Here is a 23,618-nt window from a genome sequence, read left to right as displayed (position 1 = left end):
AGGATGTGCGTATGGACGCGCACACCTGGACGCAGACGCTGCGAGTCGACGAGGGATTTCGCCTCGCCGATCTCGACCCGGACGCCAAGCCCGGATACGACCACGGCAAGGCTCGCGGGGTCGCCGACCTCGCCGCCCGCCTGGCAGACCTGAACGTGCTGCAGGAGCGGCTGTTCGCCGAGAGCCGTGCCGGAGTGGCCAAGGATGCCGTGCTCCTGGTGCTTCAGGCCATGGACTCCGCCGGCAAGGGCGGGATCGTGCGGCACGTTGTCGGGGGTGTCGACCCGCAGGGGGTCGCGCTCGCCGCGTTCAAGGCGCCGACGGCCGAGGAGCGCGAGCACGACTTCCTCTGGCGCATCGAGAAGCGTCTGCCCGATCCCGGTTTCATCGGCGTCTTCGACCGCTCCCACTACGAGGACGTGCTGATCGGACGGGTTCGCGAGCTCGCCCCGCCCGCGGAGATCGAGCGCCGCTACGACGCGATCAACGAGTTCGAGGCCCGCGTCGCGGCATCCGGTACACGCATCGTCAAGGTCATGCTGCACATCTCGCCCGAAGAGCAGAAGACGCGGCTGATGGAACGCCTCGACCGTCCGGACAAGCACTGGAAGTACAACCCGGGCGATGTGGACGAGCGGTTGGTGTGGCCGCAGTACATGCAGGCCTACCAGACCGTGTTCGATCGCACCTCGACCGCGGCGGCTCCGTGGCACGTGATCCCGGCGAACGCCAAGTGGTACGCGCGACTGGCCGTGCAGGAGCTGCTGCTCGCGGCGCTGGAGGACATCGACCCGCAGTGGCCGCGCGCCGACTTCGACGTCGAGTCCGAGAAGAAACGCTTGGCCGCCAGCTGAGCCTCGGCCTCTGTGGTCAGGCCAGGGCGTCGACCAGGGGGCGGAACTTCACGCGCGTCTCGAGCAGTTCGCTCTCCGGATCGGATCCGGCGACGATCCCGGCGCCCGCGTAGGCCGTGACCCCGATCTCGTCCTGGCGCACGGTGAACTGGGCGCAGCGCAGGGCGATCGCCCACTCGCCGTTGCCCGCGGCATCCACCCAGCCCACAGGGCCCGCGTAGCGCCCCCGGTCGAACGGCTCCAGCTCGCGGATCGCGGCGATGGCCGAGGGGGTCGGTGTGCCGGCGACGGCGGCGGTGGGATGGAGCACCCGCACCAGGTCGAGCGCCGACTCGCCGTCGCCCAGTTCGCCCTCGACGTCGGTCGCCAGGTGGAACAGGTTCGGCAGCTTCAACAGGAAGGGCTGTTCGCTCGCGGCCAGCGCCCGCGTGTGGGCCCGCAGCGAGGCGAGTACGCTCTGCACGGCGTACTGATGCTCGTCGAGGTCTTTGGTGCTGGAGGCGAGGTGTGCGGATGCCGCGGTGTCGGCATCTGCGTCGGCGCCGCGGCCGATCGTGCCGGCCAGCACCCGAGCGGTCACGGTTCCCTCGTGCACGGTGACGAGGGTCTCCGGGCTCGCGCCGATCAGTCCGTCCACCGCGAACGCCCAGGTATCGGGGTAGCCGCTGGAGAGGGCACGCACCAGTCGGCGCAGGTCGGACCCCGCCGGGATGCTGCCGGTCAGGTCGCGCGCGAGCACGACCTTGCTGAGCTCTCCGTCGGCGATGCGGGCCAGGGCGCGGCGCACCGAGTCCTGGTAGCCCTGCGGGCTCTGCGCTCCGGGGCCGACGGTGCCGGCCCAGTGCGGGCCGTAGGGCTGCGTCGCGAGTTCATCAGCGTCATCCGGGGCATCGGAGATGCGGATCGTCGTGCGCCAGAACCGGTCCCCGTGTCGTCCCAGAACCTGCGTCGGCAGCATGAGCACGCTGTCCGCTGCCGAGTCCTCGTCGAACGTGAAGGCGCCGAAGGCCACGAGCCCGGTGCCGGGGAGTTCCACCGGGTCGGAGATCTCGGCGTGCGCTGCCATCTCCCGCCACAGGGTCGCGAGCTTCTCGGTGCGCGACTGATCGCCGCCCGCGGGAGGCCGCAGTTCTGCCAGGGTCTCGCCGACGGCGACGATCCCGTCTCCGCGGCGCAGCCACGCGAGCGGGCGGGAAGGGTCCGCATAGGCCAGGAGGTCTTCGACCGGCTCGATCTCTGTGGTCTCCACGACCAGGTGGGTGGTGTGCACGCGTCCAGCCTATGCCGCTCAGGGAGCGTGGATTCTCGTGGTCGTAGGGTGAGCGGATGAGCGATGCACGCCCCGCACCCGGCACGGAGATGGTCTTCCAATGGCGCAAGTGGGACGGATCACCGCACTGGCGGCACGAGTGCGTCTACCTCGGCGCCGACGAGTGGGGCGACTGGATAGGGCAGCCCGTCGGATGGCACAGCGTGCGCCCCGGCGCCGAGTTCCACGCCGGGGGTCCGAACGTCACCCTGGTTCCCCCGAGCGGTGACCACGCGCTGACCGTCAACCGCCGCCATCGCCGGGGGATGCGCATCTACATCGACCTGGGGTGGGACATCCATTGGTCCGATGATCCGCTGCTGGCGACCGGGATCGACATGGACCTCGATGTCGTGCGCGTCGAGGGGGCACGAGGGACCTGGGTCGACGACCGCGACGAGTGGGCAGAGCACAGCGCGCGCTACGGCTACCCGGCTGACGTCATGGCGCACCTCGAGGGCCTCGCGCTCGACCTCGAGGAGCGGGTGCGCGCGCAGATCGCTCCGTTCGACGACGCCACCGCCGATCCCTGGCTCGACCGCCTCGAAGCCCTGGGCCTCGCGCCTAGACTGAACTCGTGACCTCGAACGAGAAGAACCGCGCCGATCTCGGCAAGGACCCCGCCCGCGTCAGCGGCATGTTCGACCAGGTCGCCGCAGGGTACGACCGCACCAACACGGCGATGACGTTCGGCAATGACGTCCTGTGGCGCGCGGCGACCACCCGAGCGGTCGCCCCGAAGCCGGGGGAGCGGATCCTCGACCTCGGCGCGGGCACGGCGTCATCGTCGGCCTCCCTCGCACGCAGCGGCGCCGAGGTGGTCGCGGCCGACTTCTCCCCGGGCATGCTCGCGGAGGGCGAGCGTCGACACGGCGCGATGCGCAACCTGTCGTTCGTGCAGGCCGATGCCACCGATCTGCCTTTCCCCGACGCGACGTTCGACGCGGTCACCATGTCGTACGCGCTGCGCAACGTCAACGACCCGAAGAAGGCTCTGCGCGAGCTGTACCGCGTGACCAAGCCGGGGGGCAGGCTCGTCATCAACGAGTTCTCGACCCCGCCGGGCAAGCTCTTCCGCGGGGCGTACCGCTTCTACAACGCCCAGGTGCTGCCGCGGGTGGCTCGCGTCGCCGGCACCAACGGCGACGCCTACGACTATCTGAACGAGTCGATCATTCAATGGCCTGACCAGAAGCGACTCTCCGCCTGGATCCGCGAGGCGGGCTGGGCCGAGGTCGCCTATCGCAACCTCACCTTCGGCATCGTCGCCCTGCACAGAGCGCGCAAGCCGGAGTGAACCTTCCGGGCGAAACCGTGACATCCGACGAAGGTAGGCTGGGAACGTGACTTCGAGCCCCATCGCCCCGGGTTCGCGACTGGCGAGCCGTCTCGGCTTCAGCGATCGCGTCTTCATCGGTCCTGCCGCCCGACGTGTCGCGCGCGCCATCGAAGACGGGCTGGAGCTCGTCGAGACCGGACTGGCAGACGACGTCCGCGTCGCCGATCCGCTGGCCGACGCCGCCAGCCGCTACCTGTACGAGGCCGGCGGCAAGCGCATCCGTCCGGTGCTCACGCTCCTCGCCGCGCAGCTCGGCGACGGCAACACCCCCGAGGTCATCGACGTGGCCAAGGCGCTCGAGATCACGCACCTCGGCTCGCTGTACCACGACGACGTCATGGACGGAGCAGACCGCCGCCGCGGAGTACCCGCCGCCCACGCCGTGTGGGGCAACAACATCGCGATCCTCACGGGCGACATCCTGTTCTCCCGCGCCAGCCAGCTGATGTCCCGGCTGGGCGAACGCGCCATCCGGCTCCAGGCCGACACGTTCGAGCGACTCGTGCTCGGTCAGATGCACGAGACCCTGGGCCCGCAAGAGGGCGACGACCCCATCGAGTTCTACATCCAGGTGCTCGCCGACAAGACGGGTTCCCTGATCGCCGCGGCCACGCAGGGCGGCGTGATCTTCTCCAACGCCCCCTCGGAGTACGAAGAGCCGGTACGCGTGTACGGCGAGAAGATCGGCGTCGCGTTCCAGCTTCTCGACGACGTGATCGACCTCTCGGCGAAGCCGGAGGAGACGGGCAAGGTGCCGGGGACCGACCTGCGTGCGGGCGTTCCGACCATGCCCTACCTGCTGCTCAAGGCCGAGGGAGACGCGGACGCCATCGACCTCGCAGCCCGCATCGATGAGGGTGTGGCCCTCATCGCCGACGGAGCCGACCCCGCCATCCTCGACGGGCCGCTGGACGCCCTGCGCGACCACCCGGTGACGCAGAAGACCCTCGAGCTCGCGCACGCGTGGACCCGGGATGCCGTCGACGCTCTCCAGCTGCTCCCTCGTGGCACTGTGCGCGAGGCGCTGACCCGATTCGCTGAGACCCTCGCCGAACGCTCCAGCTGACTCTGTGCGGGCGGCCCGTCAGGGTTGCGCGCCGGCTCTGCGACGGCATACGAAAGGACCTCCCATGACCAAGCTCAGACTGGCCATCGTCGGTGCGGGCCCCGCCGGCATCTATGCGGCGGACATCCTGCTGAAGGCGGAGCGCAAATTCGACGTCTCGATCGACCTCTTCGAGCAGCTCCCCGCACCCTACGGGCTGGTGCGCTACGGCGTCGCGCCCGACCACCCGCGCATCAAGGGCATCGTCAACGCCCTCCGCGACGTGCTCGACCGTGGTGACATCCGCCTGTTCGGCAACGTCCGCTTCGGCGAGGACATCACTCTCGACGACCTCAAGAAGCACTACAACGCGGTGATCTTCGCGACCGGGGCGATCCGCGACACCTCGCTGGACATCCCCGGCATCGACGCGGTCGCCTCGTACGGCGCTGCCGACTACGTCAGCTGGTTCGACGGCCACCCCGATGTTCCGCGTGAATGGCCGCTGGATGCCGCCTCGGTCGGCGTGCTCGGCAACGGCAACGTGGCCCTCGATGTCGCCCGCATGCTGGCCAAGCACGCGGAGGACCTGCTCGTCACCGAGGTGCCGGCCAACGTCTACGAGGGCCTCAAAGCCAGCCAGGTCACCGACGTGCACGTCTTCGGGCGTCGCGGACCGGCGCAGGTGAAGTTCACGCCGCTCGAGCTGCGCGAGCTCGGCGAACTGCGCGATGTCGACATGGTCGTCTACGACGAGGACTTCGACTACGACGACGCCGCGAAGGACGCCGTCGCCAGCAACAAGCAGGTGATGGTCATCGACCGCATCCTGCAGTCCTGGCGCAAGCGCGATTCGGTCAACAACGCCGGAGGCACGGCGTCGCGACGCCTGCACCTGCACTTCTGGGCGAAGCCGGTCGAGGTCCGCAAGGACGACGACGGTCGCGTCGCGGCTCTCGTGTACGAGCGCACCCGGCCCGACGGCCAGGGTGGCGCGGTCGGCACCGGAGAGCTGCGCGAGGTGCCCCTCCAGGCGCTGTACCGCGCCATCGGCTACTTCGGCTCGCCCCTTCCCGGGGTTCCGTTCGACAAGAAGCACGGCGTCATCCCGAACCGTGAGGGTCAGGTGCTCGCCAAGGACTCGAACGAACGCGTGCCCGGCATCTACGCGACCGGATGGATCAAGCGCGGCCCCGTGGGGCTGATCGGGCACACCAAGTCCGACGCGATGGAGACCGTGCGGCACATCATCAACGACCAGAGCGCGTGGTGGCACCCGGAGGACCCCTCGGAGGAGTCCATCGTCGAGCTCCTGCAGGCGCGCGGCGTGCGCTGGACCGACCTGGACGGGTGGCACCGGCTCGACGAGCACGAGATCGCCCTCGGTGCTCCGGCGGAGCGCGCCAGGGTCAAGGTCGTCCCGCGTGACGAGATGGTCCGGGTCTCACGCGGCGAGTAGAGCCGTCACGGTCGGGCCTCCCGCACCCGGTCGCGCGCTCGGCTAGCCTGGCGACGACGGGGGAGGAACGCATGACCGAGTGGATCCCGGATGTTCTCGGTGACGAGTTCGAGCAGCTGACGCTCGATCTCGGCACGGATGACCAGGGGCCTGTCGTTGCGACCCTCGTGCGCGCGTTGCCGAGGAGGCCGAGTCTGTGGGCGCGGGCGAGCGGCCGCCGACCGCTTCTCGACGGGGTCGATGTGCTCTACGTGCACGGGTGGTCCGACTACTTCTTCCAGAAGCGGCTGGCGCGGTTCTGGACTTCGCGTGGCGCCCGCTTCTTCGCGCTCGACCTGCGCAAGTACGGTCGCAGCTTGCGCGACGGACAGACTCCCGGCTACGTCGCCGACCTCGCCACCTATGACGAGGACATCGGAGCTGCGCTGGAGGCGATGGGCCGCGGGGAGGGGGGCGCCGAGTCCGCCCGTCGACTCCTCCTGCTCGGGCACTCCACCGGGGGTCTGACGCTGAGCCTGTGGGCCTCCCGCCATCCGGGCTCCGCCGACGCGGTGATCCTGAACAGCCCGTGGCTGGAGTTTCAGTTCGCGCCGGCCCGCGCGGCGATCGCGCCGATGGTCGAGTTGCAGGCGAGGCTGCGACCGATGGAGGCCGCGCCGCAGGTCGACCTCGGCTTCTACACCCGCGCGCAGCAGGAGGTCGCCGACCCGGACGATCCGATGGATGTGAACCCGCTGTGGCGGCCCGCACAGACCATGGCGGTGTACGCGGGCTGGCTGCACGCCATCCTCTCCGGCCACAAGGCGGTGGCGTCGGGGCTGTCGATCACGGCGCCCGTGTGCGTGCTGCTGTCAGCACGATTCGTGCCGCCGACCCGGTGGTCGGACGAGCTCACGTCGGCCGACTCGGTGCTGGTGGTCGACGACATCGCCCGCGCAGCGCTCCGGCTCGGACCCAGCGTCACCGTGGAGCGCATCGACGGCGCGTTGCACGACGTCTTCCTCTCCCGGCACGAGGCGCGCGAAGACGCCTACCGGCGGTTGGACCGATGGGTGACCGGGTGGCGCGCAGCGCAGTGAGCTCTCACAGGTAGTACATCTCCCTGACGAGGCGCTCGGCGCCGTCGCCGTCGCCGCTGCGCACGGCGTCGCCGAAGTCGACGTAGATCTGCGCCATCCGCGCGCGATCGGAGGGCGGGACCACCCAGTCGCGGAGGTTGCGGAACAGGACCATGCTCGCGTCGTCGATCAGCGTGCGATGCTGCGCATTGCCGCTGTGCTCGCCGAGGTAGGAGAATACCGCCCATCGGGCGTTCGAGGTGCCGGCACCGTCTTCCAGAGCTGCGCGCATGGCGTTGACCAGTGCGAGCACATGCTCGCGCTGCGCGGCTGTGATCTGCGGCACCGCCAGTCGCGCGGCGATTCCCGCCTGGTAGCCGGCGAACACGAGCGATTGGGCGATGGTCTCCGGCGTCACCGCCGTGACCTCCGTGTACCGGCTCGGGTACATCGTGACCATTCCCAGCCGTTCCAACCGCTGGAGCGCCTCGCGCACCGGTGTCCGTGACACGTGCAGTTCTTCCGCGACATCGACATCGCGGATGCGCTCACCCGCGGCCAGCGTGCCGTCGATGATCTGCCTGCCGATGTGGTGGAAGACCTCCTCGGCCAAGAGCTGCTTGCTCTCGCCGACGTTCGTCGATCCGATATTCCCCATGGATCCGCCCCCAGTTGCCCTTCTGATCCCGAGCGCCCCATGATTCGCCCGGGAGGGCAACTACATCATGAAGTCGCGTCGGATGCCAATATCCCCCACCTGAGTCGGCAGTCCGCGTGGGGGCGCGCATCGTGGCTCAGGTGGGCTCGTCGTGCCCGTGTTCTTCGTACTCGTGGGTTCCGTGGCCGGCGGATGCTGGGCATCCGCCGGCCACCGAAGACGCGAGCGCATGGAACTGCCGCGGCCTCGTCCCCACGAGGGCAAGCTCGCAATCCCGAAATCGCGTAGCCCTACGACGGCAGTGCGTCACGCGGCGTTCGCGTCATCGGTCGCATCGAGTCGACCGCTTCCAGTCTTGGGTACCTAAACCCATATATCAGTATGCAATCCAACAATGACGAGAGAGGGGGCCGAGTGCGCGGCACTCGACCCCCTCTTTCGATGTGTCCCGGTGGGTTACCGGTAGTTGATGAACTGCAGGTCCAGGTCGAGGTCGGCGCCCTTGAGCAGCGCGATGACCGACTGCAGGTCGTCGCGGCTCTTGGACTGCACGCGCAGCTCGTCGCCCTGGATCTGGCTCTTAACGCCCTTGGGGCCCTCGTCGCGGATGATCTTGTTGATCTTCTTCGCGTTCTCCGAGGAGATGCCGTCCTTGAGCGTCGAGACGATGCGGAACTCCTTGCCGCTGGCGAACGGGTCGCCCGACTCGAGGCTCTTCAGCGAGATGCCGCGCTTGATGAGCTTGGACTGGAACACGTCGAGCACGGCCTTGGCACGCTCCTCGGTGTTCGCGATGATCAGGATGCTCTCGCCGCTCCAGGCGATCGACGCACCCGTGCCCTTGAAGTCGTAGCGCTGCTCGATCTCCTTGCGGGCCTGGTTCAGGGCGTTCTCCGCCTCCTGGTGGTCGACCTTCGAGACGATGTCAAATGAGCTGTCAGCCATGGATTCATCCTACTCAGGGGCTCAGGGCGTACACGTTGTCGGAGATCCGGGTGGCTCCGTCCGGCGTGGGGTAGTCGTCGGGGACGAGCATGAAGTGACCGGCGGGGCCGCTCATCTCCACAGGGCCGCGTTCGCCGCCACACGCCATGACTCCGGCGGTCTCGTCCCGATAGGCGAGCACGCAGATCGTTCCCTGGTCGACCCCGCGCAGCACCCACAGCGAGCTGCCGGAATGCTCGCCGACGAACCGCGCAGACGAGAGCTCGGCGACGTCGCCGGAGTCCTGCTCGATGAACGCGTCCGGCAACGCGTCCGCGGGTTCGACATCGCGCTCCAGCACCGCGTAGCCCGTGGTGAACGCGGTGCACCCGCTCAGCGCGGCCGCCGACAGCGCCAGCACGAGAGCTGTCGTCATCCGGGCGATGCGGTGCGAACCGTGAGTCATTCCGGAAGTCTACGGGTCTCGTTTCCTCGCGTCATGGAAGCGTTTTCACATCTCAGCAGCGCTCTGTTCACTATCACGGGTTGATATCAACGCCTTCTCTCATTGCAAACGCCGCTGATTTCGATGCATACTGTAAGCGCTTGCAGTCCTTGCAGGTGATCAGCACTGAGAGAGGCACACACCAATGAAGGTGAACAAGAGGGGCATCGTCGCCGCGGGCGCGATCGCCATCGTTTCGACTCTGACGCTTGCCGGCTGCTCCACGGGGACCAGCAGCGACGACACCTCCGGCTCCGACGACAGCGGGAAGCTGGTCGTGTGGGTCGACGCCGAGCGCGTCGACGCACTGCAGGGCGCTGCAGACGCCTACCAGGAGAAGACCGGCGTCAAGGTCGAGCTCACGGGCAAGTCGGTCGACGACATGAAGGACGACTTCATCCAGCAGGTTCCGACCGGCAAGGGCCCCGACATCGTCATGGGCGCGCACGACTGGCTGGGTGAGCTCTCCACGAACGGCGTCGTCGCACCCATCGAGCTCGGCGACAGCTCCGAGGACTACCTCCCGGTCGCGCTGCAGGCCGCCACGTACGACGGCACCGTCTACATGCTTCCGTACGCCGTCGAGAACATCGCGGTGCTGCGCAACGCCGACCTGGTTCCGGCCGCCGCGACCAGCTTCGACGACATGCTCTCGAAGGGCACCTTCGTCGTCGAGCAGGGCACCGAGGGCAACCCGTACCACCTCTACCCGTTCCAGACGGCGTTCGGCGCCCCGGTGTTCGGCACCGACGACACCGGCAGCTACGACTCCACCGACCTCCAGCTCGGCGGCGAGGGCGGCTTCGCGTTCGCCGACTGGCTGGGCGCACAGGGCGCTGCGGGCGTTCTGAACACCGACATCGATGGCGAGATCGCCAAGCAGCAGTTCCTCGACGGCACCGCGGCCTTCTGGCTCACCGGTCCGTGGAACGTGGGCGCGGCAACCGATGCGGGCATCAACGTCGCGATCGACCCGATCCCGAGCCCGACCGGTGAGACCGCTTCGCCGTTCGCCGGCGTGAAGGGCTTCTTCGTGAGCTCGGAGTCGAAGAACAAGGTCGCCGCGAACGACTTCCTCGTCAACTACATCGGCACCGAGGATGTGCAGCTCGACCTGTTCAAGGCCGGCAACATCCTCCCCGCCCTGACCGCAGCCGCCGACACCGCAGCGGCCGACCCGATCATCGCCGGCTTCCAGGCCGTCGGCGCCGACGCCGTCCCGATGCCCGCGATCCCGGCCATGGGTGCGGTCTGGGAGTTCTGGGGCGTGGCCGAGGCCGCGATCATCAACGGCGAAGACCCGGCGGCGACGTGGCAGAAGCTCGTCGACGACGTGACCGCCGCGATCAAGTAACAGCCAGAACACGGACTCTGCCGGGGTGGGCCTTCGCCCGCCCCGGCAGGATCATGACGAGGATGACATGACAGACACCGACGAGCGCACAGCTCCTCCGACCAGACGTCAGCGCCAGGCCGCGAAGATCGCGGAGGCCGCATCCGGACCGATCGGCTGGATGCTGCTGAAGATCCTCCTGCTGGCCGTCGTCGACGCGATCGCGCTCTACGCCGCTTTCGTGCTCTTCGCTCAGCGGGAATGGTTGATCCTCTGCATCGTCGTGGCGGTCGCCGTCCTCGTCAACTACATCTACTTCTCCCGCAAGCGCATCGCGGCGAAGTACCTCACCCCCGGCATCATCTTCCTGGTCATCTTCCAGGTGTTCACACTGCTCTACACCGGGTACATCGGGTTCACGAACTACGGCACCGGCCACAACGGCACCAAGGACCAGGCGATCTCCTCCCTCCTCGCCTCGGCGCAGGAGCGGGTCGAGGACTCGCCGACCTACCCCGTGACGGTCGTCGAGCAGTTCGGCACCTACGGTCTGCTCGTGACGGACCCGGAATCCGGCGACGCGCTCCTCGGTACAGCGCAACAGCCGCTGGAAGAGGTCGACGCCCGGTTCGAAGACGGCACGGCCGTCGCCGTCGACGGGTGGACCACACTCCCGCTCGCGACCGTCTTCACGCTCTCCGAAGAGCTGGAGAAGCTGTCGGTGCCGTTCAGCGACGACCCGAACGACGGCAGCCTGCGCGCCCCGGACGGGCAGAAGGGCTACCTGTACGTCTCGACCCTGGAGTACGACGAGGCCGCAGACACCATCACCGACACCACGACGGGGACCGTCTACTCCGATACGGGTGATGGGGCCTTCACTGCCGAGGGCGGCGAGCAGCTGCTCCCCGGTTGGCAGACGACCGTGGGCTTCGACAACTTCATCCGCGCCGTCACAGACTCCTCCATCCGCGGACCGCTCATCTCGGTCACGCTCTGGACGTTCGCGTTCGCTCTGATCTCGGTCGCGACGACGTTCTTCCTCGGACTTCTCCTGGCCCTGGTGTTCAACAACACCCGCATGCGGTTCCGCAACGGCTACCGGATCATCCTGATCCTCCCGTACGCGTTCCCCGCGTTCCTGTCAGCGCTCGTCTGGGCCGGAATGATGAACGAGAGCTTCGGCTTCATCAACCAGGTGATCTTCGGCGGTGCCGAGATCCCGTGGCTCACCGACCCCGCACTCGCGAAGGTGTCGGTGCTGCTGGTGAACCTGTGGCTCGGCTTCCCGTACATGTTCCTCGTCTGCATGGGCGCCCTGCAGGGCATCCCCGAGGATGTGAACGAAGCCGCGGTGATGGACGGCGCGAACCCGTGGCAGGTCTTCCGCCGGATCAAGCTGCCGCTGCTGCTGGTCACCGTCGCCCCGCTGTTGATCTCGTCCTTCGCGTTCAACTTCAACAACTTCAACCTGATCTACATGCTCACCAAGGGTGGCCCGCGCTTCAGCGACGTGTCCATCCCCGTCGGGCACACCGACATCCTCATCTCGATGGTCTACAAGGTGGCCTTCACGGGGCAGACGCGTGACTACGGTCTGGCCTCTGCCTTCACGATCCTGATCTTCATCGTGGTCGCCACGATCTCGATCATCAGCTTCCGCAAGACCAAGGCCCTCGAGGAGCTGAACTGACATGAGCACCACCAGCCCCACCACCGAGCGATCCGCTGCCACTCGCTCCACCGACGGCGTGCAGAGCCTCGCCCCCCGCCGTCGCAGCTTCGGCGCCTGGTTCGCCGATACCGGATGGCGCCACCTCGTGGCGATCGTCGTGAGTGCGTTCGCCCTGTTCCCCCTGCTGTATGTGATCTCCGCCTCGCTGAACCCGAAGGGGACGCTGACGGGATCGAACCAGCTGTTCTCCGCGATCGGGATCGACAGCTACGTGCGCATCCTGAGCGACCCGCAGAACCCCTACGGCACGTGGTTCCTCAACACGCTGCTGATCGCAGTGGTCACCGGAGCGGTCACCGTCTTCATCGGCGCCTGCGCGGCATATGCCTTCTCGCGCATGCGGTTCGCCGGGCGCCGTGTGGGGCTCGTGACGATCGTGGTCGTGCAGATGTTCCCGCAGCTGCTCGCCGTCGTCGCGATCTTCCTGCTCATGTCGACCCTGGGGGACTGGTTCCCCGCGATCGGTCTGAACACCCACACCGGTCTGATCCTGGTGTACCTCGGAGGAGCGCTCGGGGTGAACACCTACCTGATGTACGGCTTCTTCAACACGATCCCGAAGGAGATCGACGAGGCGGCGCGCATCGACGGCGCCGGCCACGCGCGCATCTTCTTCACGATCATCCTGCGTCTGGTCGCTCCGATCCTCGCGGTGGTCGGGCTCCTGTCGTTCATCGGCACGGTCAACGAGTACGTGATCGCGAGCGTCATGCTCGTCGACGTGGATCAGCAGACCCTCGTCGTCGGACTCACCAAGCTCGTGGCGAACCCGCGCTACGCGGACTGGTCGGCCTTCTCGGCCGGCGCGGTGATGGCGGCGATCCCGGTGATGATCCTCTTCCTCTTCCTGCAGAAGTACATCGTCGGTGGACTGACCGCCGGAGCGACCAAGGGCTGAGCGCTTCCTGCGGGTGTCGCCTCGGCGACGCCCGCAGTCGCGCGGACGGGCGCCTCCCGCTCTCTTGTCTCGCATGCTACCTTGTCATGCATGACAGCTGATGTCGGCGCCCAGATGCGCAAAGGAGTGGTCGAGTACTGCGTACTCGGCCTGCTCGCGCGGGAGCCGATGTACGGATGGCAGCTGGCTGACGCTCTCACCGGCGCCGGCCTGATCGCCAGCATCGGCACGCTCTATCCGCTGCTGGGGCGGTTGCGTGACAACGGCTGGGTCAGCACGTTCGATCAGCCGTCCGAGTCGGGCCCGGTGCGCAGGTACTACCGGCTCACCGAGGTCGGCGTCGATCAGCTCGAGCGATTCCGCGCTCAGTGGGCACCGTTCGCCCGTGTCGTCACGGGCATCGTCGGAGAGGGACGACCATGACCGAAACCACCGCTGTCGCCCTGCGAGAAGACTTCCTCACGCGACTCGATGAGGCGATGCGCGGATTGCCGCACGGGATCGCGACGGACATCCGCGGGGGCATCGTCGAAGAGCTCCAGGGACTCGATGCCGAAGCCACGGCCGTGCGCATCGCTCAGCTCGGCGATCCCGACGCGATCGTCCGCGAAGCGCAGGCCGAGCTGCCGGCGGTTTCGCCGCTCGCGGTGCCGACGCCCGCGCCCGCGCCCTCGCCCTCGGCGCCGGGCCCTGCGCCGACGTCCACGCGCGGGTTCGCCATCGCCGCGGCCCTGACGCTGAGCTTCGGCGGCATCGTCGTGCCGATCGTCGGGTGGTTCGTCGGTGCCGTGCTCGTGAGTCTGAGCGCGCTCTGGAAGACGGGGGAGAAGGTCGTGGCGATCGTCGTGCCGTTCGTCGCAGGCGGTCTGTCGATCCTCGTCGTCTCGACGATGGTCACCATCTCCGCGTGGGAGTCGAGCGGCAGCTCCTCGGGAACGGGAACCCCGCCGCCCGCCGACAATCCGTTGCTTCCTGCGTGGTACGACATGATCTGGGGCGGTCTCACGGGAATCGGCATCCTCCTCATCCCGCTCTCGGGTCTCTGGCTGCTCTGGCGCCTGCGCGGTCGGGCCGCGCGCTGACCGCCGCGGAGCAAGCGCCGCTGTCGGCGTTGCGCCCGGGCTCTCGAACCGTTCGGTCGTAGCGTGGAGGTATGGCACGCGTGGGTGGTCGCAACCTCGGGATGAGCTGGTTCGCCGGCATCGTGTGCGTCGCCATCATCGGAGCCCTGGTGTGGCTGTCGCTGCCGATGGTTCCCGTGCTCGCGCAGTTCGCCGGTGATGCTCTGCGCAACGCGCTCCCCTGAAAACCCAAGAGACGGTGCGGTGTCCTCGCGTATGACGACACGTCGGCACGCCTCCGCGAGCGGCCGTTCGCACGGAGGTACCCTCACAATGCACGTATCCGATGAGAGGCGCACCCCATGAGTGACCCCAACGTTCCCCAGCCCGAGAAGCCGGCTGACGTTGACGACGTCGTCGGCAGTGCGAACGCGGGTCTGGATGCCGCCGCTGCCGCAGGTGCAGACGTTCCCGGTTCGAACGACGGCGTGGAGGAGAAGCCCGCCGCTGCGCCGGTCGATCCCGACCTCGCTGCGTTCGAAGAGGCCGAGCGCGATCACCCCGGGACTTTCGCGTCGCCGCCCCCGGCAGTGACCCCCGCTGCGTCCGTCGCGACGAACGACTACGCCGACGAGGTCAGGACGCGCGCCGACGCCGAGTCCTCCTCCTTCTACCCTGAACCGATCGTCGGCGAGCCCGTCGCGTTCGGTCATGAGCAGTCGGGCATGGCGGGCGCCGCCTACGCCCAGTACGGCGACGAGGCCGACACGCGCGTCGTGCCGTCCGAACCGCTGGTCGCGGCAGCCGCGGCGCAGCCGCAGCCCATCTTCGTGCAGGCTCCCGAGCCGCCCCGCGACCGCGGAAACCGTGGCACCGCGGGAGCCATCGGACTCCTCGCGACGCTCGTCTTCGCGGTGCTGTACCTCGGTGCGGCGCTGGGGCTCGGTGCGATCTCCGGTGAGGTGACGGGGGAGAACATCGGGCAGACCGCGATCGCTCCGTTGACGACCTGGGGATTCTGGACACCCGTCGTGGTCTTCTTCCTCGGCTTCTGGCTGCTCGGTGCGATCATCAATCGCGGTCGCTGGGGGCTCTGGGTCGTCTTCGGGATCATCGTCGGCGTCATCGCCTATGGAGGACACCTCCTCGGCCAGCTGTTCGAGGCACCGTTCTGGAAGCTCAGCGCGAGTCAGGGGCTCGACCTCGTCGGAGAGCAGCTGCTCGCCCCGCTCGCGATCGCGGCCTTCGTGTTCGCTCGTGAGCTGACCATCTGGTTCGGAGCCTGGGTCGCCCGAAGCGGTGCCCGCAAGACCGAGCTGAACGCCGAGGCGCAGCGCGAGTACGAGCGCACCCTCGAAGCCGGCCCGACACTGTCGAGGTAATCACGAACTCCACCACGCCGAACCCCCGCGGACCCGAGTCCGCGGGGGTTTCGGCCGTACTGGCGGTCGTGCTCGCCACCGTCAGCTTCTTCGCGCTGGCAGTCTTCGGGCTCGGAGCGCTGAGCATCGCCACCGACACGGACATCATCGCGGTACCGGACCTCGGGCAGACGCCTGGGGTGATCGGGATGCTCGCGGCCGTTGTCTCGTTCGCGCTCATGCTGTGGTCGACGCTGCGCCGACCACAGCCGTCGTATGTCGCGACCATCGCGATCGCCCTGGTCGCAGGCCTCGTCCATCTGGCGGCCGTATGGTCCGGTGTGCTCATCGCCGCAGGGAGCTTCGTGCTCGCAACCGCGGTCGCCGGCCATCTCGTGCGCGGGGGAGCGAGTGCGGTGCTCGTGCTGGCGGCGCTGATCGCCGCGTGGGGCGGGATCGCGTTGCGTCGCACCCGTGCCGAGCATCCGCGGTGGCCGTGGGAGCGCGACGACGACGAGTGACCTACGAGTGATCGTTCCCCTCCCGCCCCGCCGGGAGTGGGAAATCGCGACGGCGACGGGCGACGCGCCGTACGCTGGTGGGGTGGAGCGTTCGTTGGAGACGCAGGTGGACCAGGCCGTCGAGGCATGGTTGCGCTGGGTGCCGCGCTGGGAGCCGGCCACCCACCGTGGTCGCGTCGCGCCGTGTCGCCGATGCCTCGGATCGCCCATCCTCTCGGCAGCCGGAATCGGGGCGAACGTGCCGCACGGTGTGCAGCACGGGTTGTCCACGCGGATCAAGACCATCGTCGATCACGCCGTTGCGGAGTACACCGCACGGAATCTGCCGATGCTGCAGCGCGAGCTCGATCAGCAGGCCGCGCGCAACCGCGCTCGCAGCTACCGTCCGGCGGAGGATCTCGATCCCGAGTTCGACGGTCTGCCCCTCGACCCCGACCCCGTGCCAGGGGCTCCGTTCCTGTTCACCATCGCCGGGCTCGCCGACGACTCCGCCGCCGAGCTGCCCGCTCTTCCTCCGCTGACGGAGGAAGCCAAGATCGCCCTCCGGCAGGAAGTCGCCCTCGCCGACGAGTACGCCAACATGGTCGGACGCGAGATCTGCGGCATCCTGCTGCGGCACCGCATCTCGATCCAGGCCGCGATCTCGCAGCACGTGGAACCGCAGATCGAGGCACTGCTGGCCGAGCTCACCGAGTCGCTGGACTCGCCGTTCGACCCCGACCTGCCCTGACGGGTGCGGTTGACGCACACGGTCGGAGGGGCGCTCATTTGACCGTCAGGTTACGCGGCATTACACTTGATCAGGTGTGTGCACGCCTCTGCGTGTGCGCTGGGCGCCGGCACCTGCCGGTCCGCCCCCACGGCATACCCATCACACCAAAAGCTCGTCGGTTCCGACGCGCCGGTGGGTCATGATGTGAAACCCATCACGCTGTCACCGTGCAGCACTATGAGGAGAGAACGTGCCAACCATTCAGCAGTTGGTTCGCAAGGGTCGCTCGCCCAAGGTCACCAAGACCAAGGCGCCGGCGCTCAAGTCGAACCCGCAGCAGGCCGGGGTCTGCACCCGCGTCTACACCACCACCCCGAAGAAGCCGAACTCGGCGATGCGCAAGGTCGCTCGTGTGAAGCTCCGCAACGGCACCGAGGTCACCGCGTACATCCCCGGTGAGGGTCACAACCTGCAGGAGCACTCGCTCGTGCTCGTGCGTGGCGGTCGTGTCAAGGACCTCCCCGGTGTGCGTTACAAGATCGTCCGTGGCGCCCTGGACACCCAGGCAGTCAAGAACCGTAAGCAGGCTCGTTCCCGCTACGGCGCGAAGAAGGGTTGAGTTAGATGCCTCGTAAGGGACCGGCCCCGAAGCGCCCCGTCGTCAACGACCCGGTATACGGCGCACCGATCGTCACCTCGCTGGTGAACAAGATCCTCGTCGACGGCAAGAAGTCGCTGGCCGAGTCGATCGTCTACGGCGCCCTCCGCGGCGTCGAGGCGAAGAACGGTCAGGACGCCGTCGCCACGCTGAAGAAGGCGCTCGACAACGTGCGCCCGACGCTCGAGGTCCGCAGCCGCCGCGTCGGTGGCTCGACCTACCAGGTGCCGGTCGAGGTCAAGCCTCACCGCGCCAACACGCTCGCTCTGCGCTGGCTCGTGAGCTACGCGAAGGGCCGTCGTGAGAAGACGATGACCGAGCGTCTGCAGAACGAGATCCTCGACGCCTCCAACGGCCTGGGCGCCGCGGTCAAGCGCCGCGAGGACACACACAAGATGGCCGAGTCGAACCGCGCGTTCGCTCACTACCGCTGGTAAACAGCTTCGCCCGCCCCTCGGCCACTCGCCGAGGGGCGGGCACCCCCTCTTCGCAGTACGACTGCTCCAAAAGATAAGGACACTCCTGTGGCACAAGACGTGCTCACGGACCTGAGCAAGGTCCGCAACATCGGCATCATGGCGCACATCGATGCCGGCAAGACCACGACGACCGAGCGCATCCTGTTCTACACGGGCGTCAACCACAAGCTCGGCGAGACGCACGATGGCGCCTCGACCACCGACTGGATGGAGCAGGAGAAGGAGCGCGGCATCACGATCACGTCTGCCGCCGTGACCTGCTACTGGAACAAGAACCAGATCAACATCATCGACACCCCCGGCCACGTGGACTTCACGGTCGAGGTGGAGCGCTCGCTCCGCGTCCTCGATGGTGCTGTCGCGGTGTTCGACGGCAAGGAGGGCGTCGAGCCCCAGTCCGAGACCGTCTGGCGTCAGGCCGACAAGTACAACGTCCCGCGCATCTGCTTCGTCAACAAGATGGACAAGCTCGGCGCCGACTTCTACTTCACCGTCGACACGATCATCAACCGCCTGGGCGCCAAGCCCCTCGTGATCCAGCTGCCGATCGGCGCGGAGAGCGACTTCATCGGCGTCGTCGACCTGGTCGAGATGCGCGCACTGGTCTGGGCCGGAGACTCCAAGGGTGACGTCACCATGGGTGCCTCCTACGAGATCCAGGAGATCCCGGAAGACCTCAAGGAGAAGGCTGCGGAGTACCGTCAGCAGCTCCTCGAGACCGTCGCCGAGACCGATGACGCGCTGCTCGAGAAGTTCTTCGGTGGCGAGGAGCTCACGGTCGCCGAGATCAAGGGTGCGATCCGCAAGCTGACAGTCGCGAGCGAGATCTACCCGGTGCTCTGCGGTTCCGCGTTCAAGAACCGCGGCGTCCAGCCGATGCTCGACGCGGTCGTCGACTACCTCCCGAACCCGCTCGACGTGGGCTCGATCGAGGCGCACGACCCGAAGGACTACGACACGATCATCGAGCGTCACCCCGACGCCAATGACCCGTTCGCCGCCCTCGCGTTCAAGGTCGCCGTGCACCCGTTCTTCGGTCGCCTCACCTACGTGCGCGTCTACTCGGGTCACCTGGAGTCCGGTTCTGCGGTCGTCAACTCGACCAAGAACAAGAAGGAGCGCATCGGGAAGATCTTCCAGATGCACGCCAACAAGGAGATCCCGGTCCCCTCGGTCACCGCGGGAAACATCTACGCGGTCATCGGTCTGAAGGACACCACCACCGGTGACACCCTGACCGACCCGGCAGCTCCGGTCGTCCTCGAGTCGATGACGTTCCCCGAGCCCGTCATCGAGGTCGCGATCGAGCCGAAGACCAAGGCCGACCAGGAGAAGCTGGGTGTCGCCATCCAGAAGCTCGCTGAAGAGGACCCGACCTTCCGCACGGAGCTGAACCCCGAGACCGGTCAGACGACCATCAAGGGCATGGGCGAGCTGCACCTCGACATCCTCGTGGACCGCATGAAGCGCGAGTTCAACGTCGAGGCCAACGTCGGCAAGCCGCAGGTGGCGTACCGCGAGACGATCCGCAAGACCGTCGAGAAGCACGACTACACGCACAAGAAGCAGACCGGTGGTTCTGGACAGTTCGCAAAGATCCAGTTCACCATCGAGCCGCTCGACCTCGACTCCGAGAAGACCTACGAGTTCGTGAACGCCGTCACCGGTGGTCGCATCCCTCGTGAGTACATCGGTTCGATCGATGCCGGTTTCCAGGACGCGATGAACGTCGGTGTGCTCGCGGGCTACCCGATGGTCGGCGTCAAGGCGACCATCGTCGATGGTGCGGCTCACGACGTCGACTCCTCGGAGATGGCGTTCAAGATCGCGGGCTCCATGGGCTTCAAGGAGGCCGCGCGCCGTGCCAACCCCGTGCTGCTCGAGCCGCTGATGGCCGTCGAGGTCCGTACTCCTGAGGAGTACATGGGCGACGTCATCGGTGACCTGAACTCGCGTCGTGGCCAGATCCAGTCGATGGAGGACGCCGCAGGCGTCAAGGTCGTCCGTGCACAGGTTCCGCTGTCCGAGATGTTCGGCTACATCGGTGACCTGCGCTCGAAGACCTCGGGTCGTGCCGTCTACTCCATGGAGTTCCACAGCTACGCTGAGGTTCCCCGCGCTGTGGCCGACGAGATCGTCCAGAAGACCAAGGGCGAGTAATCACCCTTCTGGGTTCCCCGCGGCGCCGAGCACCGCGAAGCGCCGCGGGGTTCCCAGGTCACCTACAACTTCACATTCCCTCTCTACTAAACTGAGAACCTAACCCGTAGAGAACCGGTCGCAAACCAGTGCCCGGTCACCTCTACAACGACGTCCTGAGGAGGACCCAGTGGCTAAGGCCAAGTTCGAGCGGACCAAGCCGCACGTCAACATCGGAACGATCGGTCACGTCGACCACGGCAAGACCACGCTCTCCGCAGCGATCTCGAAGGTGCTTGCTGACAAGTACCCGTCCGACACCAACGTGCAGCGCGACTTCGCTTCCATCGACTCGGCGCCGGAAGAGCGCCAGCGTGGTATCACCATCAACATCTCGCACATCGAGTACGAGACCCCGAAGCGCCACTACGCGCACGTTGACGCTCCCGGCCACGCCGACTACGTCAAGAACATGATCACCGGTGCGGCTCAGATGGACGGCGCGATCCTCGTGGTCGCCGCCACCGACGGCCCGATGGCTCAGACGCGCGAGCACGTGCTGCTCGCCAAGCAGGTCGGCGTGCCGTACCTGCTGGTCGCGCTGAACAAGTCCGACATGGTCGACGACGAGGAGATCCTGGAGCTCGTCGAGCTCGAGGTCCGCGAGCTGCTCGCCGGCCAGGGCTTCGACGAGGACGCTCCTGTCGTCCGCGTCTCCGCTCTCAAGGCCCTCGAGGGCGACGAGAAGTGGACCCAGGCGATCCTGGACCTGATGCAGGCTGTCGACGACAGCGTTCCGGACCCGGAGCGTGACCGTGACAAGCCGTTCCTGATGCCCGTCGAGGACGTCTTCACGATCACCGGTCGTGGAACCGTCGTCACGGGTCGCGCCGAGCGTGGCACGCTGGCCATCAACTCCGAGGTCGAGATCGTCGGACTCCGTCCGACCGTCAAGACCACGGTCACGGGTATCGAGATGTTCCACAAGCAGCTCGACGAGGCCTGGGCCGGCGAGAACTGTGGTCTGCTGCTCCGCGGCACCAAGCGTGAGGACGTCGAGCGCGGCCAGGTCATCGTCAAGCCGGGTTCGGTCACGCCGCACACCGACTTCGAGGGCACCGCGTACATCCTGTCCAAGGACGAGGGTGGCCGTCACAACCCGTTCTACACGAACTACCGCCCGCAGTTCTACTTCCGCACCACCGACGTCACCGGCGTCATCTCGCTGCCCGAGGGCACCGAGATGGTCATGCCCGGCGACACCACCGACATGACGGTCGAGCTGATCCAGCCGATCGCCATGGAGGAGGGCCTCGGCTTCGCCATCCGTGAGGGTGGACGCACCGTCGGCGCCGGTACGGTCACGAAGATCATCAAGTAAGCATCTGCTTCCTCGCAGAGGGGTCGGACCTTCGGGTCCGGCCCCTCTGTCGTTAACACGGCGTCTCGAGGGTTCCGTTTACGATTGCGGACATGCACAATGAGTGTGGTCGGCCCGATCGGTCGGCGGCACACCTTCCGAAGGGGAATCACATGGGTATCGAAGACGCCGTGAACAAGGGCAAGGACCTGTACGAGCAGAACAAGGACAAGATCGCCGAGGCCGTGAAGAGCGAGCAGGCCGAGGACATCAGCGACAAGGTGCTCGACGGCGTCGCAGACTTCGCGAAGAAGATCGCTCCCGGCGCGGCCGACAAGATCGACGAGATCCGCGACGGCGCCGACAAGGCCATCGGCAACGAGTAGAACCCCGCGTCTCCTGAGCGGCGATCCACCACCGGTGGATCGCCGCTCTTGCGTGCGCGCGCACCGGGCGCCAGGCTCGGCATGCCGTCGGATGTGGCGTATTCACGGTTGCATCCAGTAGGATCGACTCGACCGCCTGGGGATCTTGCGGTCGGGGAAGCCGAAGGGGTTCGGTTTCCCGAAGCACGCGGTCTTCCGCGTACAAACTGGGGATAAGCGATCTTGGGGATCATCGTGCGACGCGCGCAACCATTGCGCCTGAGCGTCTCCCTGCCTGCGCGGCGGGTCTTCCGCCGCGCCCTCGGTCGAGGAGTTCGGCGTCCCTTCACGCCGGACTACTCGCGTTCGGTGTGCCCCCTCGCACTGAACGCCCTCCCCAAGCGGGGCGAGGCATGGGGATGCCTCGCCCCGCTCTCCCCGGCGAACTGACGCGGTTCCCGACCCGTTCCGAGGTCGGCCGAGAGGGCGCGACACGCCCGGGTTTGCAGAAGTGAAATCAGCCGTGGCAGAATAGACAGGTTCGATATTCCGTCGCCGCTGTGCGTGCGATGGATCACTGCCAGGGCAGTGCATAGACGGCGCCTCTTCCGGGATGGTGCAGGGTTCTAGGCCGCGGGTAGCAGAACACACCCCGACACCCCTCTTCATGAAGGGTTCTGCCGTGCGCGGCGGAAGGTCGGCATCCGGTCGCTTCGCAGCGTCCGGCTGACAGAAGAACAGTGGTGCAGCAGATCGACTCGTGAGAGCCGTTCTCGTGCCGAGGCGCGAACAGCGCCGACGTGCGTCCAATGCCCCAGGGCCACCCGGTCCCGGACGGTAAGACGCCTAAAGAGAGAGAGCAGACAATGGCGGGACAGAAGATCCGCATTCGCCTGAAGTCGTATGACCACGAGGTCATCGACACGTCCGCACGCAAGATCGTCGACACCGTGACCCGTGCGGGCGCGACCGTCGTCGGACCCGTGCCCCTTCCGACCGAGAAGAACGTCGTGTGCGTCATCCGGTCGCCGCACAAGTACAAGGACAGCCGCGAGCACTTCGAGATGCGCACCCACAAGCGTCTGATCGACATCGTCGACCCGACGCCCAAGGCTGTCGACTCGCTGATGCGCCTCGACCTGCCTGCCGATGTCAACATCGAGATCAAGCTCTGAGGTTCGACATGGCTGACATCAACTCCAAGGTTTCCAAGGGCATGCTGGGCACGAAGCTCGGTATGACCCAGGTGTGGAACGAGAGCGGCAAGCTCGTTCCCGTCACCGTCATCGAGCTGGCACCCAACGTGGTCACCCAGGTCCGCACCCCCGAGAAGGACGGCTACAACGCCGTGCAGATCGCGTACGGCCAGATCGACCCCCGCAAGGTGAACAAGCCGCTCACCGCCCACTTCGAGGCAGCTGGCGTCACGCCGCGTCGTCACATCACCGAGATCCGCACCGCGGACGCCGGCGACTACACCCTGGGCCAGGAGCTCACGGTCGACGGCACCTTCGAAGCAGGCCAGCTCGTCGACGTCGTCGGCACGAGCAAGGGCAAGGGCTTCGCCGGTGTCATGAAGCGTCACAACTTCAAGGGCGTCTCGGCTTCGCACGGTTCGCACCGCAACCACCGCAAGCCCGGTTCCATCGGCGCATCGTCGACCCCGAGCCGCGTCTTCAAGGGCATGCGCATGGCCGGCCGTATGGGTGGCGAGCGCGTGACCGTCCTCAACCTCACGGTGCACGCCATCGACATCGAGAAGGGACTCATGCTCGTCAAGGGCGCCGTCCCCGGTGCTCGTGGCCGCATCGTCTATGTCCGCAACGCAGTGAAGGGTGCCTGATC

At 67.2% G+C, this 23,618-nt stretch carries 26 protein-coding genes; 22 read left to right on the top strand and 4 right to left on the bottom strand.

Translation table 11 applies throughout. The features are described 5' to 3' along the window. The first annotated feature begins 11 nt into the window (after positions 1-11). Positions 12-854 (top strand): PPK2 family polyphosphate kinase, encoded by an 843-nt coding sequence (locus tag D514_RS25945; RefSeq protein WP_017829230.1) that lies wholly within the window; start codon positions 12-14, stop codon positions 852-854. Between the two features lie 16 nt (positions 855-870). Here the strand turns inward: D514_RS25945 and D514_RS25940 are convergent, their stop codons facing one another. Continuing rightward, positions 871-2,124, bottom strand: a complete 1,254-nt coding sequence (locus D514_RS25940; protein ID WP_017829229.1) for an isochorismate synthase MenF — start codon at positions 2,122-2,124, stop codon at positions 871-873. A gap of 56 nt (positions 2,125-2,180) precedes the next feature. Here D514_RS25940 and D514_RS25935 point away from each other — a divergent pair, with 56 nt between their 5' ends. From D514_RS25935 to D514_RS25915, 5 genes are all read left to right on the top strand, one after another. Then, positions 2,181-2,744 carry a hypothetical protein gene (locus D514_RS25935; RefSeq protein ID WP_017829228.1) on the top strand — a complete coding sequence of 188 codons (564 nt, stop codon included), beginning with the start codon at positions 2,181-2,183 and terminating at the stop codon, positions 2,742-2,744. Then, a complete protein-coding gene (locus D514_RS25930) occupies positions 2,741-3,460 on the top strand; it encodes a class I SAM-dependent methyltransferase (protein ID WP_017829227.1) in 720 nt (239 codons plus the stop codon). Before D514_RS25935 ends, D514_RS25930 begins: the two co-directional genes overlap by 4 nt. Positions 3,461-3,506: 46 nt before the next feature. Next, entirely contained in the window at positions 3,507-4,568 is a 1,062-nt protein-coding gene (locus D514_RS25925; protein WP_017829226.1) for a polyprenyl synthetase family protein, read from the top strand. Between the two features lie 64 nt (positions 4,569-4,632). After that, positions 4,633-6,006: an FAD-dependent oxidoreductase gene (locus D514_RS25920; protein WP_017829225.1), complete on the top strand. Its 1,374-nt coding sequence runs from the start codon at positions 4,633-4,635 to the stop codon at positions 6,004-6,006. Between the two features lie 71 nt (positions 6,007-6,077). Then, positions 6,078-7,085, top strand: a complete 1,008-nt coding sequence (locus D514_RS25915) for an alpha/beta hydrolase (RefSeq protein WP_017829224.1) — start codon at positions 6,078-6,080, stop codon at positions 7,083-7,085. Positions 7,086-7,089: 4 nt separating this feature from the next. Here the strand turns inward: D514_RS25915 and D514_RS25910 are convergent, their stop codons facing one another. The 3 genes from D514_RS25910 to D514_RS25900 form a co-directional block, all read right to left on the bottom strand. Then, positions 7,090-7,722, bottom strand: a complete 633-nt coding sequence (locus D514_RS25910) for a GntR family transcriptional regulator (protein ID WP_017829223.1) — start codon at positions 7,720-7,722, stop codon at positions 7,090-7,092. Positions 7,723-8,178: 456 nt separating this feature from the next. Further along, entirely contained in the window at positions 8,179-8,667 is a 489-nt protein-coding gene (locus D514_RS25905; RefSeq protein WP_017829222.1) for a YajQ family cyclic di-GMP-binding protein, read from the bottom strand. Positions 8,668-8,680: 13 nt separating this feature from the next. Then, entirely contained in the window at positions 8,681-9,112 is a 432-nt protein-coding gene (locus D514_RS25900) for a hypothetical protein (RefSeq protein WP_017829221.1), read from the bottom strand. 184 nt (positions 9,113-9,296) lie between these two features. Here D514_RS25900 and D514_RS25895 point away from each other — a divergent pair, with 184 nt between their 5' ends. The 16 genes from D514_RS25895 (at position 9,297) to rplC (ending at position 23,616) form a co-directional block, all read left to right on the top strand. Then, positions 9,297-10,505 (top strand): extracellular solute-binding protein, encoded by a 1,209-nt coding sequence (locus D514_RS25895; protein ID WP_017829220.1) that lies wholly within the window; start codon positions 9,297-9,299, stop codon positions 10,503-10,505. Between the two features lie 67 nt (positions 10,506-10,572). Further along, on the top strand, positions 10,573-12,177 hold the full coding sequence (locus D514_RS25890; protein WP_017829219.1) for an ABC transporter permease subunit: 1,605 nt from the start codon (positions 10,573-10,575) through the stop codon (positions 12,175-12,177). A gap of 1 nt (position 12,178) precedes the next feature. After that, on the top strand, positions 12,179-13,117 hold the full coding sequence (locus tag D514_RS25885) for a sugar ABC transporter permease (RefSeq protein WP_017829218.1): 939 nt from the start codon (positions 12,179-12,181) through the stop codon (positions 13,115-13,117). 90 nt (positions 13,118-13,207) lie between these two features. Then, entirely contained in the window at positions 13,208-13,540 is a 333-nt protein-coding gene (locus tag D514_RS25880; RefSeq protein ID WP_031205640.1) for a PadR family transcriptional regulator, read from the top strand. Further along, positions 13,537-14,199, top strand: coding sequence for a hypothetical protein (locus D514_RS25875; protein WP_017829216.1), 663 nt, complete (start codon positions 13,537-13,539; stop codon positions 14,197-14,199). The genes D514_RS25880 and D514_RS25875 overlap by 4 nt, the downstream gene beginning before the upstream one ends. A gap of 71 nt (positions 14,200-14,270) precedes the next feature. After that, positions 14,271-14,423 carry a hypothetical protein gene (locus D514_RS38910; RefSeq protein ID WP_017829215.1) on the top strand — a complete coding sequence of 51 codons (153 nt, stop codon included), beginning with the start codon at positions 14,271-14,273 and terminating at the stop codon, positions 14,421-14,423. A 117-nt stretch (positions 14,424-14,540) separates the two neighbouring features. Further along, positions 14,541-15,560 (top strand): hypothetical protein, encoded by a 1,020-nt coding sequence (locus D514_RS25870; RefSeq protein ID WP_017829214.1) that lies wholly within the window; start codon positions 14,541-14,543, stop codon positions 15,558-15,560. A 68-nt stretch (positions 15,561-15,628) separates the two neighbouring features. Continuing rightward, on the top strand, positions 15,629-16,060 hold the full coding sequence (locus D514_RS25865; protein ID WP_017829213.1) for a hypothetical protein: 432 nt from the start codon (positions 15,629-15,631) through the stop codon (positions 16,058-16,060). Between the two features lie 82 nt (positions 16,061-16,142). Then, a complete protein-coding gene (locus D514_RS25860) occupies positions 16,143-16,790 on the top strand; it encodes a hypothetical protein (RefSeq protein WP_031205638.1) in 648 nt (215 codons plus the stop codon). A gap of 232 nt (positions 16,791-17,022) precedes the next feature. Then, positions 17,023-17,391 carry a 30S ribosomal protein S12 gene (rpsL, locus tag D514_RS25855; RefSeq protein WP_017201609.1) on the top strand — a complete coding sequence of 123 codons (369 nt, stop codon included), beginning with the start codon at positions 17,023-17,025 and terminating at the stop codon, positions 17,389-17,391. A gap of 5 nt (positions 17,392-17,396) precedes the next feature. After that, on the top strand, positions 17,397-17,867 hold the full coding sequence (gene rpsG / locus D514_RS25850; protein ID WP_017201608.1) for a 30S ribosomal protein S7: 471 nt from the start codon (positions 17,397-17,399) through the stop codon (positions 17,865-17,867). An 87-nt stretch (positions 17,868-17,954) separates the two neighbouring features. Then, entirely contained in the window at positions 17,955-20,069 is a 2,115-nt protein-coding gene (fusA, locus tag D514_RS25845) for an elongation factor G (RefSeq protein WP_017829211.1), read from the top strand. Between the two features lie 169 nt (positions 20,070-20,238). Next, on the top strand, positions 20,239-21,429 hold the full coding sequence (gene tuf / locus D514_RS25840; protein WP_017829210.1) for an elongation factor Tu: 1,191 nt from the start codon (positions 20,239-20,241) through the stop codon (positions 21,427-21,429). Between the two features lie 152 nt (positions 21,430-21,581). After that, a complete protein-coding gene (locus D514_RS25835) occupies positions 21,582-21,794 on the top strand; it encodes a hypothetical protein (RefSeq protein ID WP_017829209.1) in 213 nt (70 codons plus the stop codon). 845 nt (positions 21,795-22,639) lie between these two features. Next, on the top strand, positions 22,640-22,948 hold the full coding sequence (gene rpsJ / locus D514_RS25830) for a 30S ribosomal protein S10 (RefSeq protein WP_017201594.1): 309 nt from the start codon (positions 22,640-22,642) through the stop codon (positions 22,946-22,948). An 8-nt stretch (positions 22,949-22,956) separates the two neighbouring features. Next, positions 22,957-23,616, top strand: coding sequence for a 50S ribosomal protein L3 (rplC, locus tag D514_RS25825; protein WP_017829208.1), 660 nt, complete (start codon positions 22,957-22,959; stop codon positions 23,614-23,616). Positions 23,617-23,618 lie beyond the last annotated feature (2 nt).

The sequence above is a fragment of the Microbacterium sp. UCD-TDU genome, assembly GCF_000340625.1.
Taxonomy (GTDB): domain Bacteria; phylum Actinomycetota; class Actinomycetes; order Actinomycetales; family Microbacteriaceae; genus Microbacterium; species Microbacterium maritypicum.
Note: the sequence above shows the minus strand (reverse complement) of the source record. Positions and strands in the feature narration are given on the sequence as shown.